The 17,089-nt window shown below is 61.7% G+C and carries 13 protein-coding genes and 1 pseudogene; 11 read left to right on the forward strand and 3 right to left on the reverse strand.

All coding sequences use genetic code 11. The annotated features are described in order from the left end of the window. Positions 1 to 591: pseudogene (locus tag AB5Z09_RS18350) on the reverse strand (IS3 family transposase); the annotation flags it as partial. A gap of 228 nt (positions 592 to 819) precedes the next feature. On the opposite strand from AB5Z09_RS18350, the gene AB5Z09_RS18355 reads away from it, so the two are divergent. The 9 genes from AB5Z09_RS18355 to AB5Z09_RS18395 all read left to right on the forward strand — a co-directional run bounded on the left by AB5Z09_RS18355 (position 820) and on the right by AB5Z09_RS18395 (position 12,449). Continuing rightward, on the forward strand, positions 820 to 1,305 hold the full coding sequence (locus tag AB5Z09_RS18355) for a YqhA family protein (RefSeq protein WP_005333692.1): 486 nt from the start codon (positions 820 to 822) through the stop codon (positions 1,303 to 1,305). Between the two features lie 128 nt (positions 1,306 to 1,433). Then, positions 1,434 to 1,883 (forward strand): hypothetical protein, encoded by a 450-nt coding sequence (locus tag AB5Z09_RS18360; RefSeq protein ID WP_005352687.1) that lies wholly within the window; start codon positions 1,434 to 1,436, stop codon positions 1,881 to 1,883. Between the two features lie 4 nt (positions 1,884 to 1,887). Further along, on the forward strand, positions 1,888 to 4,881 hold the full coding sequence (locus AB5Z09_RS18365; protein ID WP_368195949.1) for a YncE family protein: 2,994 nt from the start codon (positions 1,888 to 1,890) through the stop codon (positions 4,879 to 4,881). Next, complete coding sequence (locus AB5Z09_RS18370; protein WP_182962857.1) at positions 4,881 to 5,720, forward strand: FTR1 family protein; 840 nt, start codon at positions 4,881 to 4,883, stop codon at positions 5,718 to 5,720. The genes AB5Z09_RS18365 and AB5Z09_RS18370 overlap by 1 nt, the downstream gene beginning before the upstream one ends. Positions 5,721 to 5,822: 102 nt before the next feature. After that, on the forward strand, positions 5,823 to 7,247 hold the full coding sequence (locus AB5Z09_RS18375) for an NAD(P)/FAD-dependent oxidoreductase (RefSeq protein ID WP_182962858.1): 1,425 nt from the start codon (positions 5,823 to 5,825) through the stop codon (positions 7,245 to 7,247). Positions 7,248 to 7,281: 34 nt separating this feature from the next. After that, positions 7,282 to 7,842: a hypothetical protein gene (locus AB5Z09_RS18380; protein WP_214455093.1), complete on the forward strand. Its 561-nt coding sequence runs from the start codon at positions 7,282 to 7,284 to the stop codon at positions 7,840 to 7,842. 158 nt (positions 7,843 to 8,000) lie between these two features. Further along, the gene (locus AB5Z09_RS18385) at positions 8,001 to 9,371 is read left to right on the forward strand and encodes a hypothetical protein (RefSeq protein WP_368195950.1); all 1,371 of its coding nucleotides are present in this window, start codon (positions 8,001 to 8,003) and stop codon (positions 9,369 to 9,371) included. Positions 9,372 to 9,429: 58 nt separating this feature from the next. Further along, complete coding sequence (locus AB5Z09_RS18390) at positions 9,430 to 11,124, forward strand: hypothetical protein (RefSeq protein WP_368195951.1); 1,695 nt, start codon at positions 9,430 to 9,432, stop codon at positions 11,122 to 11,124. A gap of 113 nt (positions 11,125 to 11,237) precedes the next feature. Continuing rightward, positions 11,238 to 12,449: a Bcr/CflA family multidrug efflux MFS transporter gene (locus AB5Z09_RS18395; protein ID WP_005352704.1), complete on the forward strand. Its 1,212-nt coding sequence runs from the start codon at positions 11,238 to 11,240 to the stop codon at positions 12,447 to 12,449. Positions 12,450 to 12,525: 76 nt separating this feature from the next. Here the strand turns inward: AB5Z09_RS18395 and nhaD are convergent, their stop codons facing one another. Next, a complete protein-coding gene (nhaD, locus tag AB5Z09_RS18400; protein WP_058060016.1) occupies positions 12,526 to 13,950 on the reverse strand; it encodes a sodium:proton antiporter NhaD in 1,425 nt (474 codons plus the stop codon). A 107-nt stretch (positions 13,951 to 14,057) separates the two neighbouring features. Continuing rightward, on the reverse strand, positions 14,058 to 14,525 hold the full coding sequence (locus AB5Z09_RS18405; RefSeq protein ID WP_005333716.1) for a DUF4357 domain-containing protein: 468 nt from the start codon (positions 14,523 to 14,525) through the stop codon (positions 14,058 to 14,060). A 197-nt stretch (positions 14,526 to 14,722) separates the two neighbouring features. On the opposite strand from AB5Z09_RS18405, the gene AB5Z09_RS18410 reads away from it, so the two are divergent. Beyond that, positions 14,723 to 15,403: an ABC transporter ATP-binding protein gene (locus AB5Z09_RS18410; protein WP_128835890.1), complete on the forward strand. Its 681-nt coding sequence runs from the start codon at positions 14,723 to 14,725 to the stop codon at positions 15,401 to 15,403. 30 nt (positions 15,404 to 15,433) lie between these two features. Next, on the forward strand, positions 15,434 to 17,089 hold a 1,656-nt coding region (locus AB5Z09_RS18415), incomplete at its 3' end, for an FtsX-like permease family protein (RefSeq protein WP_368195952.1).

A 17,089-nucleotide genomic window follows, 5' to 3' on the forward strand; every position in this document is an offset into this window, starting at 1 on the left:
TGAGCCCGTCATCATCCTGACCCTGCAGCAGATAATGCAGCTTGCGAGTGCCGACCCGAGGTTGTCGCAGTCGAACCTGACGCACGAAGCGCACCACCTGCAATCCCTGATCATGGCGCTCGTCGGCGACCCGATTGCGCTTGTAGTAAGCCTGCCGGCTTATCCCCAGAAACAGGCAAGCCCTGACAATGGTCAGTCTCTCGACTTGCCGCTGCGAGAGGGCTTGCCGGGTCGCTTTTTTACGATGGAGACGCCGTAGTCATTCTTCAGTACATCGACGACGGCTTCAAAGAACTGGGATTTCTGGCTCATCAGCGCCAGCTGTTGCTCGAGTTCCTTGATACGCTGCTCGGGCGTCTGGTTGTCGGGGTCAAGCATGGTGATGCTCCTGCCGGCACGAACAGAAGCCCCCTGGCTCCAATCTTGCCGACCATGTTTACGCAACCATACCAGAACGGTGGAGCGGCCCTGAATGCCATAACGCACCTGAGCCTGTTTGTAGGTGAGCTCGCCTTTTTCAATCTGCTCGACCAGCGCCAGTTTAAAAGTCAGCGAGTAATCGCGCTGTGTCCGTTTCACACCTTGTCCCATCGGGTTCTCCATTTATTGGGGGGAAAGGTGTAAACCATATTCAGGACGGGACAAAAATCACAAATAAGACAGCGGGATGCGGTTTTATTTTTTATGATGGCTTTTTATTTTTTTATAGGCGCAGGCAGGGGGCGACCCGGCATAATGAGCCCCCACAGCCTTGCAACGTTGCGGGCTGCTCGCGCCATACTCACTCTATTTACCCCTGTTCCCAACATCGGAGTTCTCATGCGTCGATTCAATTTCATGCTCAATGGCAGCAGATTGATGATGTTCCCCTTCTACATTGGCATTCTCATCTGCGTGGTATTGCTGATGGTGAAGTTTGCCATGCAGCTCTATCAGCTTTCTGTAAACATTTTCGAGATCCCCTATCTGGATCTCATTACCGGCGTGCTGACTCTGGTGGACTTTATACTGGTGGCCCAGATGCTGATCCTGGTCGCCATCTGTGGCTATGTGCAATTTATCCAGACGGAAGAGCAGCGCGCCTCCCTTAGCAGCAACTGGCTTAGCAAGATCAACTTTGCCTCCCTCAAGCTCATCGTCATCAACTCGCTGGTCACGATCGCCGGAGTGGAGGTGCTCAAAGCCTTCCTCGAAGATGGCATCATCAATGAAGTCGATATGAAGTGGTCCGTGGTGGTGTTTCTCGCCTTCTCGCTGGCCGCACTCATCTATGCGGTGACCGAGCGGATGGCGGAGCATAAATAGTCGAGCTTGATCACTGTGCTCGTTCAGCCTTGATTCACCAGCAATACAATTGATAACACTTTTCATTACTCTTACTGCGTTATAAACTTGCTCCCCCCGGGCTGCCCCGCCCGGGTGCTGGAGCCTTTATGACAAGCCTTTCTCTCTCACCCCGACAATTCTGGCAGTGGCTGGCCTACCACCATCAGGCCGCCGAGGGCACCCTCTATCTGATGTTCTTCTCCGGCCTGCTGCTGTGGGAACCGCTGACCCCGCTCTGGTCGCTGGCGCGCTGGAATCTGTTTTTCCATGTGATGCTCTCGCTCACCCTGTTTCCCCTGCTGTTTGGCGCCTTCTGGCTCTCCCATCGCAGCTTGTTGAACCGCAGCAACAAACCCTTTTTACGCACCACGGGGCGGATTATTGAAGCCCTGCTGCTGATCTGTCTGGCCAGCGGCCTGCTGCTGGTGCTGCACGGCACCCCGGGCGATGCCATGGGCAACCTCGCCAGCTGGGCCCACTGGTTGAGCGCATTGGCGTTAACTCCTCTGGTGCTGCGCCACGCCTGGCGCTGGACCATCTTGAAATGGCGCTCCTGACCCCATGTTGAAGTCATCGTTCTCTGCATATTTGTCACCCCTGCTGGCCCTCGTCCTGCTGCTGGCCAGCCCCTTCGCGTTGGCCCAGCAGATGGGCGCCGGGATGCTTGCCTATGAGGAGGGAAGCGCCCCGCGCCTCGTCACCGCCAACCTGAGCGCAGGTTCCGTCACCCTGCTTGAGCGCGATAGCGGCAAGCGGCTCAAAGAGGTGCAGCTGGGGGGCGATCTGCGCCAGCTTGCCCGCGCCGATGACGGCACCCTGCTGGTCACTGACTACAGCGGTGATCGCCTGCTGTTGCTGGATGATGATCTCGATCTGGAAAAGGCGATCCCCACCGGTAATCGCCCCTATGGGGTCATCTTCGATACCAAGCGGCAGTGGTTCTGGGTCACGCTGTTCGAATCAGCTCGTCTGCAGGCTTACGACAGCGCGGGCAACCTCAAGCTGGATGCAGAAACCGCCGAGACCCCGCGCGGGCTGGCCTTGACCAACGACGATCGCCTGCTGCTCACCCACGCCATGACAGGCCAGCTCGCCATCTATGATCTCGCCAAGCTTGGCCACGGCGCCAAGGGATCTTCGCTTCCCAAGCCCAAGCTCATTACCCTGGCCGAGACCCATAGCGACACGCCGAGCGACTCCCAGGGATTGCCGCGCCTGCTCGATGGCATCGCCCTCTCCCCCGATGGCAGCGAGGCCTGGTTGCCCCATGTACTGTGGAGCTTCAGCCACCCCTTCCAGTTTCAGAGCACCGTCTTTCCGGCCGTCTCCATCATCGATCTCGATGAGGAGAAAGAGCGGGTCGATGAAAGAAAGCAGCTCTTTTTGCAGATCAATCTGCCCAGCGTCGGCAACCGCAGCCAGATCGTCTCTAACCCGTTCGCGGCGCGCTTTGCCGCCGACGGCAAGCGGGTCTATCTGACCCTGGCGGGCTCGGAAGATCTGTTGGTGTTTGATCTCTCCCGCAGCGGCAAGTCCAACAACAACCGTCACCGCCGCAAGAAGTTTCAGGGGGGCGCCAAGGCGACCCAGCTCTTGCGTCACCTGCCGGGCCAGAATCCGCGGGATCTGTTGATCGATGGCGACCATATTCTGGTGCACAATGCCATGGGGCAGGATCTTACCCGCCTCAATAGTGGTGGCAGCGGCCCGTTTGCCCGGGTCACCGTCGATGCGCCCCACTTCGCCGAACTGGTAGAAACAGATCCGCGCCCCGAACCGCTCAAACGTGGCGAGCGGCTGTTTAACCTAGGTAACACCGCCGCAAACTCACGCTTCCCCATGGCGGGAGACAACTGGATGAGCTGCAACTCCTGCCATCTGGACGGGTTCAATTTCACCAACCGCTATCTGATGGCTGCCCATCGCCAGAAGAGCGGCGACAACGCCATCAACGGCCACGCCAACCTCACCAACATGGTGGCGGGGGATTTTGTCGGCGAATACCTGCGCATGACCCAGCAGACCCAAGGCGGCATGGGCCATGACACCCGCGATGGGGCCGAGGCAGTTGACCCCGCCAAGCCCCAGCCCGAGGTGAAGGCGATGATGGAAGATCTGCACGCCTTCGTCACCGCCGATGGCAACCTCCCCTATCTCGCCAACTGGCTGCGACTCGATGCCCCGCGCACGGATCCCGCCAAGGCGCCGACTACCCACCCGAAGGAGTGGCTCAACTCCGCCTCCTGCCAGAACTGCCACCAACAGGCGTTCAAGGACTGGAGCGAGAGCAACCACCGACTGATGGGCAACTCCCACCCCTACTACAAGGTGGTGCAGGCGCTGGCCCGCGAAACCGAAGGGGAAGCGTTCGGTCAGTGGTGCCAGGGCTGCCATATGCCCCAGCAGGTGATGACCGGCCAGCTGGATCTGCCCAAGGGCTCCCATATGTTCGAGCAGGGTGGCGCCTCGCTGATTGCCGCTCACAAAGCGGGCGAACCTGTGGTGGAGGAAGGGACCGGCTGCGTGCTCTGCCATCGCATCACCAAGGTAGAAGATGCGGGCGGCAACAGCGCCTTTACCGTGAATTTGAAAGACCGCGAGAGCTATGTGTTCGAGGATGCCTCGGGCGGCAGCCTCCAGCACTGGCTGGCCGAGCGGCAGATCAATGCCCGTCCGGCAGCCCACAAAGCCTCCTACCAGAAGGATTTCTACCGCGATGCGGCCCTGTGCAAGTCGTGCCACAACGAGTTTGCCCCGGGCACAGGCGCCAATATCGTCAACACCTGGGACGAGTGGGAAAAATCCAGCTTCGCCAAGGCCGAGGATCCTGCCAAACGGCGTACCTGCATCGACTGCCATATGAACCCGGAGCCGGGCAATGGCGGCGCGCCGGTGGCGGGCCAGTCCACCGAAAACGGCACCATGAAGGAGCGGCTCTATCGCCACAACTTTACCGGCGCCCAGCACCAGCTGGTGGGGCTGCGAAATCCCGACCTTGAGCAGGAGAGTCTGGCGCTGCTGCGCTCCAGCGCTACCCTCTCCGCCCGTATCGAACAGGCTGCAGATAAGAACCAGCAACTGGTGGTGCGGGTCGCCAATACCGGCGCAGGCCATGCCCTGCCCACCGGGGTGGCCGATTTTCGTGAACTCTGGCTGGAGCTGACCGTCACCGACACAGGTGGCAAGGTGGTGCTTGCCAGCGGCCAGCCGGTGGATGGTGCAGTCCCTGAAGATGCGCGACTGTTTCGCAAAGTATTCGGCGATGCCGAGGGCAAGCCGGTGGGGCTCAAGTTCTGGCGCTACGCCAAACTGCTGGAAGATACCCGCATTCCGGCCGATGGCTGGCGGGATGAAGTCTGGCCGCTGCCCGCAGAAGCCCAAGGGCCCTTCAAGACCGATATCAAACTCAATTTCCGCACCTACCCCAAGTGGGTCAATGATGCGGTGCGCGCCGCCGAGCCGAGCTTGCCGGAGCCACCCATAGTGCAGCTAAATCGGTTGCAACTTACATTGCAGCCTCTCCCCGTCACGCCCGCTACGGAGCCTCAATCCTGATGTTTGCAAGTTTTCTCATTACTCTGCGCGAGGGGCTGGAAGCCTTCCTGCTGGTCGGCATCTGCCTCTCCTACCTCGCCAAGCTGGGGGCGAGCCGCTACAACAAATTCATCTATCTGGGGGTGGGGCTCGGCCTTGTCGCCTCCCTGATCGTCGCCTTCCTGTTCCAGGTGGTGGTGAGCCAGTTCGAGAGCGAGCGCTACAACCACCTCTTGATGGCGGGGATCCTCATCTTCGCCACCTTGGTGCTCACCTATATGGCAATCTGGATGCAAAAGCAGGCTAAATCCCAGGTGGGAGCCATGACGGCGCGTATCGATGCGGCCATTGATGGCGGCAACCTGTTTGGTCTGGTGCTGCTCGCCTTCCTTGCTGTGATGCGCGAAGGGTTTGAAACCGTGCTCTTCTTCTCCGCCCTGCTCTACTCCGGGCAAGGGGTCGATCTGCAATCCGGCCTGATGGGCGCGCTGGCGGGGCTGCTGGTCTCCATCGCGCTGGTGTGGGGGCTGCTGCGCTCCACCCGCAAGGTGGCGCTGGCGCCTTTCTTCCGCTGGACCGGCCTGCTTATAATCATCATCGCCGCAGGCCTGCTGTCGTCCGCCGTCAACATGTTGCAAGCGGCAGAGATCATCACCTTCTGGACCACGCCGGTGTTCGACATCAGCCACATTCTCGACGATCAGGGAGTATTTGGTACCTTCCTGCGCGCCCTGTTTGGCTACAATGCCTCACCCGCTGGCTTGCAGCTGCTGACCTGGGCCCTCTATCTGGCGATCTTCGTTACCCTCTGGCAGCGCAGCTATCGCCCGCAGGTGAGCGCAGCATCCAGCAAGGGCTGAGCCCGCACGCCCTGTGGCAACAAGGCCACGGGGTAACAACACCATTCGGGAGCCGCGCCTTGGCGCGCTTCCCTTATCTATCAAGCAGTTTCGGAATAGGTCATGAGCGATAACAACAAGAAAAGCATTGCGGTGCTGGGTGCTGGCCCCGCCGGTTTGATGGCGGCCTGGCGCCTGCGCCGTGCCGGTTTTGCAGTCACCCTGTTCGAGCAGGAGCCGGTGGTCGGCGGCATGTGCGCCACCCAGACCTTCAAGGGACGCGATGGGGAGTATCGCTTCGACTACGGCGGTCACCGCTTTATCACCAAAAACCCCGAGCTGCTCGCCTTTATCGACGAGCTGATGGGGGACGATCTGCTCCACGCCGAACGCAAGAGCGTGATCCGCTTTGGCGGGCGCACCTATGACTACCCCTTGAACCTGCCCAACCTGCTAAAAACAGCGCCGCTCGCCCTGATGGCCGGTGCGGTGAAAGACTTGCTGCTGTTGCCTTTTGCCAAGAAGCCGGACGATTTCGCCAAGGCGAGCTTTGCCGAGTGGATCCAGAGCCACTTCGGTCGCACCCTCTACCGCCAGTTCTTCGAGGGCTACACGGCTAAGCTGTGGGGCATCAACCCGGACAAACTCTCCGCAGACTGGGCCGGTCAGCGCATCAGCCTGATCGATCTCAAAGACGTGGCGCGCCGCCTGCTGCCAAGACGTAACGGCAGTATCTCAGTGCGCACCTATGCCCGCAAATATCGCTACCCCAAATATGGCTTCGGCCAGATCTTCACCACTCTGGGGGAGCGGCTGGTTGCCGAAGGGGTTGAGCTCAAAACTGGCGCCACCATCACCCGCCTTGAGCAGGCCGATGGCCGCATCGAACGGGTGTATTGGAAACAAGATGACGTTGAGCAGAGCGAGCAATTTGATCAGGTGATCTCTACCCTGCCGCTGCCGCTCACCTGCCAGCATCTGGGCTTGCCGTGCGATCTGCACTACCGGTCGCTTCGCTTCGTCAATATGCCGCTTAAAACAGAGAACCTGTCGGACAACACCTGGCAGTACCTCTCCGACCCCCATATTCTGGCGACCCGCCTGCAGGAGCCGCGCCGGCGCAGCCCCTTTATGGCGCCCCAGGGCCAGACCTCGGTGATGCTGGAGATCCCCTGCAATCCGGGGGATGCCACCTGGCAGGCGCCGCTCTCTGATCTGCGCGGTCGGGTTACCGCCGATCTCGCGAGCCTCGGTGTCGATACCGCCAAGCTTGGCGATGAAACTTTTGAAGCGCGTAGCGAATACGCCTATCCGCTGATGGATCTCGGCTATCAGGCCCGTCGTAACGAAGCCATCAAGGCGCTAATGCCGATCAGTAACCTCATCATGACCGGCCGTCAGGGAACATTCCGCTACATCTTCACCGACACCGCCATGGAGATGGGGATGATGGCCGCCGACATGGTGATCGACGGGGTGGACAGACGCCACGCCATCTTTAACCATCGCAACGAAAACACCGTGATTGAAACCCAGAGCGTGGCCTGAGTGCCGCGCCATTGGCATAAGTAAGGAGAACAGGATGACCATCCGCCCGGGTTTACTCGCCCTCACCCTGCTGCTGGCCCTGAGCGGGCAGGCGCAAGCTTACTCCTACGCCGCCGCCGGCAAGGAGCCACTGATCGATGCACGCGAAGCGCTGCTGGGCGCCGCCACTGACGGCAAGGATGCCAGCGCCACCTTGAGCGAAATTGCCGAGGAGCTGACCTATCTGGAACAGCACCACAAGGTGGAGCTGCAAGCGCCACTGGCCGCAGCCATCAAGGCCAAAGACGCCGCAGCAACCGCCGCCCTGCTCAATCGCGCCTACAAGGCGGAGATCGAGCGCCGTCTCGAAGGGGCCAGCCAGAACCTTGGCGACTACCAGACTGCCAAGGTGCTGGTGGTCAAGAGCAAGCGCTTCCTCGACTTGATCCTCCCCTCCCTTAGCGAGGGGGATCGCAAGGCGGCCGAACAGGCGCTGGCCAAGGTGCTGGATGCCATCGGCAACCCGGGGGTATTCGGGGTGGGCGCCAAGCCCGCCGATGCCGCTGCCTTTAGCGATGCAGAAAAAGCGCTGATGGCCGTGCTGGCGCCGCTTTGATGGCAACCTGCCAATCATTGCGCCACCTCGCTGTGACACACGGTGGGTTTCGCTGCGCTCTACCCACCCTACGCACGGCCTGCCGATAAATGCACCCGAACGCCGGTTCGCCCCCTTCTCCCCTTGCGGGAGAAGGGCTGGGGATGAGGGGTAAGGTAATGGCCCGGCGTTGGCCTTCCCCCTGCTCCACCACCATTTGGCTGCTCATTCTGCTGCAACTGGCCTGGCTTGGCTGGCTGCTGGCCTTCCCGGTGTCCCTCGATTCCGACGATGCTCTCAATTTCACCCACGGGGTGACGCGCTTTAGCGTGCTGGAATTCTCCCCCCACTTTCCGGGCTACCCCGCCTTTATCTGGCTGGCGCGGCTGATCAATCTGGCGGTAGACGATCCGGCCCAGGCGGTGCAGTGGGCAAGCCTCTTGGGTAGCAATTTACTAGCGCCGTTCGCCGCCTTGCTGGCGGTCAGATTGTGGCAACGGCCAAGCCTGCTCGCCCCAGTCTGGCTGCTGGTATTGGCCCTGCCGCTCACCCCGACGCTGGCGCTCTCCAGCCTCTCGGACGGGCCAGCGCTCGCCGCCTGGCTCGGGTCGCTGCTGGCCTTGCAGCAGCGCAGAATTGCGCTGGCGGGTCTGCTGCTGGGCCTTATGCTGGCACTGCGCCCCTCCTACTTCGTGTTGGCCCTGCTGCCCCTGTGGCTCGGGCTGGCGCAGGATGGAACGCGCGTCAGGTTTGTGCTCCCCATCGCACTGGTTGGGCTCACCAGCCTGCTGTTTGTCTGGCAGGCCGATGGCTGGGCCTATTTCAGCGAGGGGCGGCGCTTTACCGACGGCCACTTTACCCTGTGGGGCAACACGGCGGCGGCCCACGGCGATCGGCTGCTCAGCTGGGCGCGCACCTTCGACGATCAGCTGACCCCGCTTTGGCCGCTGTTGATCGGGGCATTGCTGGTGCTGCCGCTTTGGCAAAGATCAAAAAACCACCCTGCCGCCCTCCCCCCGCTCTGGACACTCTATTGGCTTGTCCTACTGCTCTGGACCCTGTTTGGCCAGAACCCTGACAATCCCCGCCATCTGGCGCCCATCACCCTGCTCGGTATTGTGCTGCTGGCAGGCTGGCTGCCGCGCCGTGGCGAGTGGGTGGTCGCGGTCGCCGGATTGCTGCTGCTCGGCGTGACCTTTACCCTGCCCCGTCCGCCCGCCATAGTGCAAGCGGCAAAACAGGCAGAAAAAGCGTGCCCGGCGCTGGTGACCCAGTGGGGGGTAAGGTTGCTGCGGGAGACCACAGCTCTGCCGGTCACGGACGGCTGGTACAAGGGGGATGCGGCGCTTGCGCTCTCTCAAGGAGCCTGTCGCCTCAGTCGCCGTCCCATCGCCGCGAGTGAAATGTCCACTGTGGTGCGCCAGCACTGGTTTGCCCCGCGCTTTGCCGCCGAGCCCGGCCTCTGGCTCGCCATTCCCTCGCTGCAGACACCCCATGGGGAAAGTGACAAGAAACATAGAAAGAGCACAAAAAACCGCCAAAACAACTAAAAAAGAGGGGAACAACTCGGGTACACTCACAGCGCATCCATAACAGACGAGTCTCCTTATGCGTGTAACCAGAGAGTGGCTGTGGGTTTTGTCGGTGCTGACCGGGGCCTGTGCCCTCCTGTTGCTACCATTCTGGCTGCGCGGCGGCAGTCAGGGCCATGATCTGTTTCACCACCTGCTCTCCGGTCACTTCTTTGCCGTGCAACTGTGGCAAGGTGAACTCTATCCGCGCTGGTTGATGGAGATGAACGGCGCCTTCGGCAGCCCGGTCTTTTTCTTCTATCCCCCCCTGCCCTACTATGTGAGCGCCCTGTTCGCCGGCCCCACCCCACTGGCCCACGAGGCATTGACGCCGCTGCTCTGGAGCAGCAGCGTGGCACTCTGGCTCTCCGGCCTGTTTGCCTATCTCTGGTTGCGTCCCTTTGCCGGCCACGGACGGGCGCTGGCGGCCAGTCTGCTCTATATGGCGCTGCCCTATCATCTGGCCATCGATATCTACGCCCGCTTTGCCCTGGCGGAGAGCTGGGCCTTCGTCTGGGCGCCGCTGGCACTACTGGCGCAGGATCGCCTCTGCCGCGGCGCCCCCTTTGCACTACTGCTGCTCGCACTGGCCGTCTCCATGCTGACGCTTTCCCATCTACCAAGCACCCTGCTCATTCTGGGCTTGCTCACCCTGCGCAGCCTGCTACTGGTCTGGCGCTACAAGGGGAGCACAGCGCTTGTCAGTGTCCCTGTCACCGCCTCCCCGCTCATTGGCACCCTGCTGGGCCAGCTCTGGGGATTGGCGATGGCCAGCCTGTTGCTGCTGCCCGCCCTGCTCGATCAGGGGGGGATCTCCATGGAGCAGATGCGCACCGGCATGTTCGAATTTCAGCGCAACTTTCTCGATCGTTTGCCCCAAAGCCGTGATGACTGGCGCTTTCGCGGCCATCTCGCCTGGCTGACGCTGCTCACCCTGGCTCTGCTGCTGGTAGCTTGGGCTACCGCCCGCGAGCCGCGCCATCCCGAGTTGCTGCTCTGGGGGGTCATTGGCACCCTGAGCTTTCTGATGATGCTGCCTCCAAGCGAGCCCCTGTGGCGCCTGCTCACTCCGTTGCAACTGGTGCAATTTCCCTGGCGCCTCAATTTGCTGCTGGTCATCGCTACCGTCGCCGTGGTGGCGCTGGGTACCCCCACCTATCGCCCGTGGCAGTGGGTCTGGTGGTTACTGCTTGCCCTCACCCTGCTCTCGCAGGGACTCTATGTACGCGAGGCGCCGCTCACCCAGGCTCCCGTAAAGAGTCAGCTCGACGGGGAGTTCGACAGCAAGCGCAGCGCCCGCGAATACCGACCAAAGCAGGTGCCACGCGGCATGTTTGCCCCCACCCTGCTGGCCTGGAAAGAGGAATTCCAGCCCGCCATCACCAGCGACCATCAGGGGGTGAACTGGCAGATCCAGCGCTGGCAGCCTCGTCATATCGAATTGACGGTGGATGCCCCGGCACCCGCCAAGCTGGTCCTGCACCAGTTTGATTACCCGGGCTGGCAGGCAAGGCTCGACCAGCGCCTGCCGCTGAGCGTCAGCAGCACCCGCAACGGGCTGGTGCAGGTCTGGGTGCCCGCCGGACAACACAGCCTCACCTTTACCCTCACTGCCCGCTGGCCGGAGCGGCTCGGGTACGCCATCTCGTCGCTGGCCTGGCTGCTCTGGCTGGGGGGGGTGATCCGCGCAGCGCGCCCCCATGACCGCAAGCGTGATTCCCAAGGTGCCTGAGCGGCCGAGCACCTCCCCCTTTTGAGGGGGCAGGAACGTCATGCCGAGCGGGGGCAAACCTGATAGACTCGCCCTTCTCCCTTTTTCAACCAAGGTTCATCAGCGGATACCCTATGCCCCAATCGCCAACAGCTCAGGCTGCCGCCCTCTCCCCCCGTTTTCTGTTTATCCTGCTGGGTGCCCTGGCGGGTCTGACCCCGCTGGCGGTGGATATGTATCTGCCCGCCATTCCAGCCATCGCCCGGGATCTGGCCACCAGCATCGACGGTGCCCAGCTCACCATCAGCGCCTTTCTGGGCGGCTTTGCCATCGGCCAACTCTTCTACGGCCCGCTGGCCGACAGCTATGGCCGCAAGCCGGTGATCCTGGCGGGGCTCATCATGTTTGCCATCGCCTCGGTAGGCTGCGCCATGGCGGACTCCCTGCCCGAATTGCTGGCCTATCGGATGTTGCAAGCGGCGGGCGGCGCGGCGGGCTCTGTGGTGGTCAATGCCCTGCTGCGCGATCTGTTCGAGAAGGATGCGTTTTCCCGCGCCATGTCGTTCGTCATTCTGGTGATGACGCTGGCGCCGCTGGTGGCGCCCGTAGTGGGCGGCTATATCAGTGCCCACGCCGACTGGCGGGTGATCTTCTGGCTGCTGGTGGGGATCAGCCTGCTGATCTGTCTGGTGATGCAGTGGAAAATTCAGGAGACCCTGAAACCTGAGCACCGTCAGCCCCTTAATCTGGGCCAGATCCTCAAGAACTACTGGGGGGTGCTCTCCCATCGCGGCGCCATGGGCTATGTGCTGTGCGGCTCCCTCTCCAGCTCCGGCATGTTCGCTTTCTTAAGCGGCTCCCCTTACGTCTATATCGAGTACTTCAAGGTGCCGACCGAGCACTACGGCTGGCTGTTTGGCCTCAATATCCTGCTGATGATGGTAGTCACCTTCGTCAACAGCCGACTGGTGAAAGGGGTAGGCGCCGAGCGGATGCTGCAATACGGTCTGCTGGTGCTGCCCTGCGCGGGCGCCCTGCTGGTCTACAACGCCTGGAGCCAGACCGGCGGTCTGTGGGGCATCGTCATTCCGGTGGTACTGTTTGTCGGCCATATCAGTCTGGTGGGCGCCAACGCCATGACCGGCCTGATGGGTCACTTCCCGCAATCTGCGGGCACCGCCTCGGCACTGGCGGGCACCCTGCGCTTTGGCATCGGCGCCCTGGTCGGCATTCTGGTCAACCTCAATCCGCCCCACTCGCCGCTGCCCATGGCCATTGCCATCGCCTGCTGCGGGGTGGGTTCGACTCTGAGTTACTGGCTGCTGACCGGCAAGCGAGGCGATTGAACCCCCTCCCCCCGCTCAGAAAAACGAAAGAGGCTTCCATCAACGGAAGCCTCTTTTCATATTGGCGCCCAGACGTTCAGAACTGGGCACTGTTGAGCCAGAGGTGCGCCCCTATGCTCACCAGATAACCGAGCAAGATGGCAGGCAGCCACTTCAGGTGGCCAAAGAAGGTATACATGCCGTGGGCCTGTCCCATCAGGGCCACCCCGGCCGCAGAGCCGATGGAGAGCAGGCTGCCGCCCACCCCGGCGGTCAGGGTCACCAGCAGCCACTGCCCCAGCGCCATATCCGGGTTCATCGAGAGCACGGCAAACATCACGGGAATGTTGTCGATGACGGAGGACAAGACCCCGATGAAGATGTTGGCCATGGTGGGATCCCCAGCGTCATACAACCAGTGTGATACCAGCTCCAGATACCCCATAAAGCCCAGCCCACCGACACACATCACCACCCCGTAGAAGAAGAGCAGGGTATCCCACTCCGCCTTGGCCACCTTGTTGAACACATCAAATGGCACCACAGAACCCAGACTGCGCAACCGTACCTCATCACCATTGCGTTCATAGAGCGCACGCTTGCGGGCAAGGGATCGCGGCAGCGACTTGCGCAAATAGAAGCCGAAAAACTGCAGATAACCGAGCCCCAGCATCATGCCCAGTACGGGCGGCAGATGGAGGAAACTGTGGCATAGCACCGCCGTGATGATGGTCAGCAAGAACAGTGCGACGATGCGGCGGGCCCCCCGCTTGAGATCGACCACCTCGTTATCAGCCTCCGGCACATGACGCGGCACCATCAGGCTCATCAGGATGGCCGGGACCAGAAAATTGAGCAGGGAGGGAATAAGCAGGGTGAAGAACTGGCCAAATTGCACCTTGCCCGCCTGCCACACCATCAGGGTGGTGATATCGCCAAAGGGACTGAACGCCCCTCCGGCGTTGGCGGCGATCACTATGTTGATGCAGGCAAGATTGACAAAACGCCGATCACCGTTGGCCACCTTCAACACCACAGCGCACATCAATAGCGCAGTGGTCAGGTTGTCTGCCACCGGCGAGATACAAAAAGCAAGCCCACCGGTCAACCAGAACAGGGTGCGCAGGTGAAAGCCGGATCGCACCAGCCAGGCGCGCAGGGCATCGAACAGCCGCCGATCTTCCATGGCGTTGATATAGGTCATCGCCACCAGCAGGAACAGCATCAGCTCGGCATATTCCAGCAGGGTATGGCGAAATGCCTGCTCGGCGACAGGGCTCATCCCCTGCTGTGCATAGGCGATACCGATCAGGATCCAGATCACCCCGGCGGCCACCAGCACGGGTTTGGACTTGCGCAGTTGCAGATACTCTTCAGCCATCACCAGGGCATAGGCCAACACAAACAATCCGACACAAAAAAGTCCGATTGAGGAGGATGTCAACAGAACAGGGCCACTACTGGCATGGGCGGGAGGGATAAACAGGGACAGCAGCAAAATAACTGGGGTAAGCGCAGACATGGTCTCTTCCTTTTAGAACCGTCTGGCAATGATGCTAGCACCTGGATGAAAAGAAAAATTCATCCAGGTCAATTAACGCTTAATTGGTTTGCTGTCGAAACGCGGGATTATTTCTTGCCAAAACCCGACTGCTTGAGGGTATAGCCTGCGCTGTTTTGCCAGGCATCCAGACCGCTGCGGTTATTGCCCGCCACCAGACTGGCGGCCAGACTCGGGCTGTTGAACAGCTGATCGGCGGTAAAGACAAAGCCGCCCTGACTGCGGGGCACTATGACCCCCTTCTCCAGCAGTTCGTGACGCAGCTCGATCACCGCTTCACGCAAAGAGGCGGCATCCTCGCCATTGGCGGTGGAACCGGCCAGCACCATAAAGCCCGGATTTTGCCGCTTGCCCACCGGATAACCGTGGGCCTCGGCCCCCTTGCCGTTGAAGTGGTAGAGCTCGCGCTCCCCCGGCCGGTTGTCGGAGAGTGCCTTTTGCAGGGTCATCAGCTCGTTGTAGATCTCGATGGGGACGACGGCAGCCTGCTTGTTGCCCTTGCTATCGATGATAAAACTGACTTGCTTGTGTAACATCCTTGCTCATCCTGTGACCCATGGAAGCCCCTATTCTAACCACCTCGGGCAAGCGGGATCCAGCGAGGATCCACTGCTCTTTTGCCGCCTTGATCACTAACTGGCACTCTTGATCAACCGTAAGGGGTGTTGATCAATGCTGGCCGTGCTAGCGTACCAAGCATGATGAAAGCCATTGACCATCAAACGGTTAACCCATGCTGACCCTGCGCAACCTCTGCAAGAGCTTCGATAACGGCAGTGAACGACTGCCGCTGTTCCACCATCTCGATCTCGCCCTCCCCGCTGGCGAGATCACTCTGCTGCTGGGCCAAAGCGGCTGTGGCAAGTCCACCCTGCTCAATCTGATCGCCGGGCTGATTGCACCGGACGAGGGTGAGATCTGGCTTGGGGAGACCCGGATCGACACCCGCTCCCCCGACGAGCGGGCGCGCCTGCGGGGCCGCCATTTCGGTATCGTCTATCAGGATTTCAACCTGCTGCCGACCCTGAACGTGGCCGAGAATCTGGCCCTGCCTCTGGCCATCAACGGGCTGCCACCGGATGAGACAAAGATTGACCAGTTGCTGCAACGGCTCGATATGAGCCACAAGCGCCATGCCTGGCCGGAGCAGCTCTCCGGCGGTCAGCGTCAGCGGGTAGCGCTGGCCCGCGCCCTTATCCATCAACCCGGTTGGCTGCTCGCCGACGAGCCCACCGGCAGCCTCGATGAGCACAATGCCGAACAGGTGATGGAGTTAATGATCGCCGCGGTGCGCGACACTGGCGCAGGCTTGCTACTGGTGAGCCACAACCCGGCCTATGCCGCGCTGGCCGACAGGGTGCTGCGCCTCGAAGGGGGGCAACTTATCGAACTCAAGGGGCCCCGCCATGACTAAACAGCGACTGCATCTGCCGGAAGCACGCTGATGCTGCCACTCAAAGCGCTGCTGCGCCTCTATCGCAGCCACCCCTGGTTGCTGCTGATGAGTCTGGCCGGACTGGTATTGGGGGTCTCGCTGGTGGTGGCCATCGAGCTGCTCAATCACAGTGCCCGCACCAACTTCGTCGCCGCCCGCAGCCAGCTGGCAGGGGAAGCCAACTACCGGCTGGCCCCCATTGGCGGGCTGGATGAGCAGCTTTATGTGCAGCTGGTGACCAGCCAGCCCGCCCTCGATGCCATGCCCCAGCTCCATGGCTGGCTCAAGGATGAAGAGGGGCGCAGCTTTCAACTACTGGGAATGGATCTCTTCAACCCCGGCCCCCTGCGCCAGCTGTTTGGCGCCCAACCCGCAAGCGAACCCGACTTTTCCCTCAACCGCGCCGACAGCATCTGGCTGGCTACCCCCGAGGCAGCTCGCCTTGGCTGGCAAGCGGGCCAGAGCCGCCGTTTTGTATTGGGCGGCAGCGATGGCGCCAGCGCCCGACCCCTGACCTTGACGCTGGCGGGCACGTTTGAACCGGGCGCCGTGCCCATGGAGCGACTGCTGATAACCGATATCGGCCTCGCCCAGCCGCTGCTGGGCAAAGCGGGTCGGCTCGATCGCATCGTCTTCAAACTAAGTGACGCTGAGGCTCGTACCCTGCAGGCCACTCTGCACACCCGTTACCCGAACCAGCCCTTGTGGCTTGAACCCATCAGCCCGGCGCTCGATGCCAGCCAGCTTGGCGATGCGCTGGCCCTTAACCTGACGGCACTGTCATTGCTCGCCATGGCGGTGGGACTGTTTCTGGTGTTCAACGCCCAGCGATTTGTCCAGAGCGTGCGCCGCCCCCAGCTGGCCCAGTTGATCATTCTGGGAATGGGGCCAAGCCGGGTGCTGCGCTGGCTCATCCTGGAGCTACTTATTCTCGCCACCATCGGCACCCTGCTCGGGGTGCTGCTCGGCAGCCTGTTGGCGCTGGTGCTGATGGGGCAACTGACCCAGGCGCTGGCCGATCTCTATGGGCCCAACCCCATCGATTTGTTGCGCCTCTCCCCTGTGAGCCTGCTCAAGGCGCTGTTGATCGGGCTGCTCGGCACACTGGCCGCCAACCTGCCCGGCTGGTGGCAACTGCTGCGCCAATCCCCCCTCGAACTGCGAGCGGGAAGCAGCCGTCCTCCCGCTCACCCGTGGCGACGGCGCGTGCTGGCCATCGCCATCTTGCTGCTGTGCGCTCTGTGCCTGTGGTTGCCGCAAACCGGTTTGACCGGCGCCCTCTTTATCGCCGGAGGCTGGCTGCTGGCCATGGCGCTCTGGCTGCCCGATGCCCTGCGCGGCCTGCTTGGCTGGTTGCGACGGCGCGCGAGCGGCCCCCTCACCGCCCGGCTCGGGGTGGCCGAGACCCTCTATCACCTCGACCGCACCGCCATCGCGGTGATGGCGTTGCAGCTGGCCATCGCGGCGGCCATCGGCATCGGGGTCATGGTGTCGAGTTTTCGCTCAAGCGTGGAGATCTGGCTCGGCCAGCGTCTGGCCGCCGATCTCTATGTCACCGCCCCCAAGGGGGTGGCGGGCAACAAGGGCACCTTGAGCGATACAACCCTTAAGACCCTGCTCGCCAATCCGCTGGTGAGCGCCGCCTCGCGCCGCTCGGTTCACCCT

Origin of the sequence: Aeromonas sp. R2-2, assembly GCF_040908355.1 — a bacterium.
Lineage (GTDB): Bacteria > Pseudomonadota > Gammaproteobacteria > Enterobacterales > Aeromonadaceae > Aeromonas > Aeromonas veronii.

What these genes read in the sequence shown, in the direction of transcription:
- AB5Z09_RS18390 (WP_368195951.1), top strand. Translation starts at nt 9,430, where the DNA reads ATGCGTGTAACCAGAGAGTGGCTGTGGGTTTTGTCGGTGCTGACCGGG.
- AB5Z09_RS18360 (WP_005352687.1), top strand. Translation starts at nt 1,434, where the DNA reads ATGACAAGCCTTTCTCTCTCACCCCGACAATTCTGGCAGTGGCTGGCC.
- AB5Z09_RS18370 (WP_182962857.1), top strand. Translation starts at nt 4,881, where the DNA reads ATGTTTGCAAGTTTTCTCATTACTCTGCGCGAGGGGCTGGAAGCCTTC.
- AB5Z09_RS18385 (WP_368195950.1), top strand. Translation starts at nt 8,001, where the DNA reads ATGGCCCGGCGTTGGCCTTCCCCCTGCTCCACCACCATTTGGCTGCTC.
- AB5Z09_RS18395 (WP_005352704.1), top strand. Translation starts at nt 11,238, where the DNA reads ATGCCCCAATCGCCAACAGCTCAGGCTGCCGCCCTCTCCCCCCGTTTT.
- AB5Z09_RS18355 (WP_005333692.1), top strand. Translation starts at nt 820, where the DNA reads ATGCGTCGATTCAATTTCATGCTCAATGGCAGCAGATTGATGATGTTC.
- AB5Z09_RS18405 (WP_005333716.1), bottom strand. Translation starts at nt 14,525, where the DNA reads ATGTTACACAAGCAAGTCAGTTTTATCATCGATAGCAAGGGCAACAAG.
- AB5Z09_RS18375 (WP_182962858.1), top strand. Translation starts at nt 5,823, where the DNA reads ATGAGCGATAACAACAAGAAAAGCATTGCGGTGCTGGGTGCTGGCCCC.
- nhaD (WP_058060016.1), bottom strand. Translation starts at nt 13,950, where the DNA reads ATGTCTGCGCTTACCCCAGTTATTTTGCTGCTGTCCCTGTTTATCCCT.
- AB5Z09_RS18380 (WP_214455093.1), top strand. Translation starts at nt 7,282, where the DNA reads ATGACCATCCGCCCGGGTTTACTCGCCCTCACCCTGCTGCTGGCCCTG.
- AB5Z09_RS18365 (WP_368195949.1), top strand. Translation starts at nt 1,888, where the DNA reads ATGTTGAAGTCATCGTTCTCTGCATATTTGTCACCCCTGCTGGCCCTC.
- AB5Z09_RS18410 (WP_128835890.1), top strand. Translation starts at nt 14,723, where the DNA reads ATGCTGACCCTGCGCAACCTCTGCAAGAGCTTCGATAACGGCAGTGAA.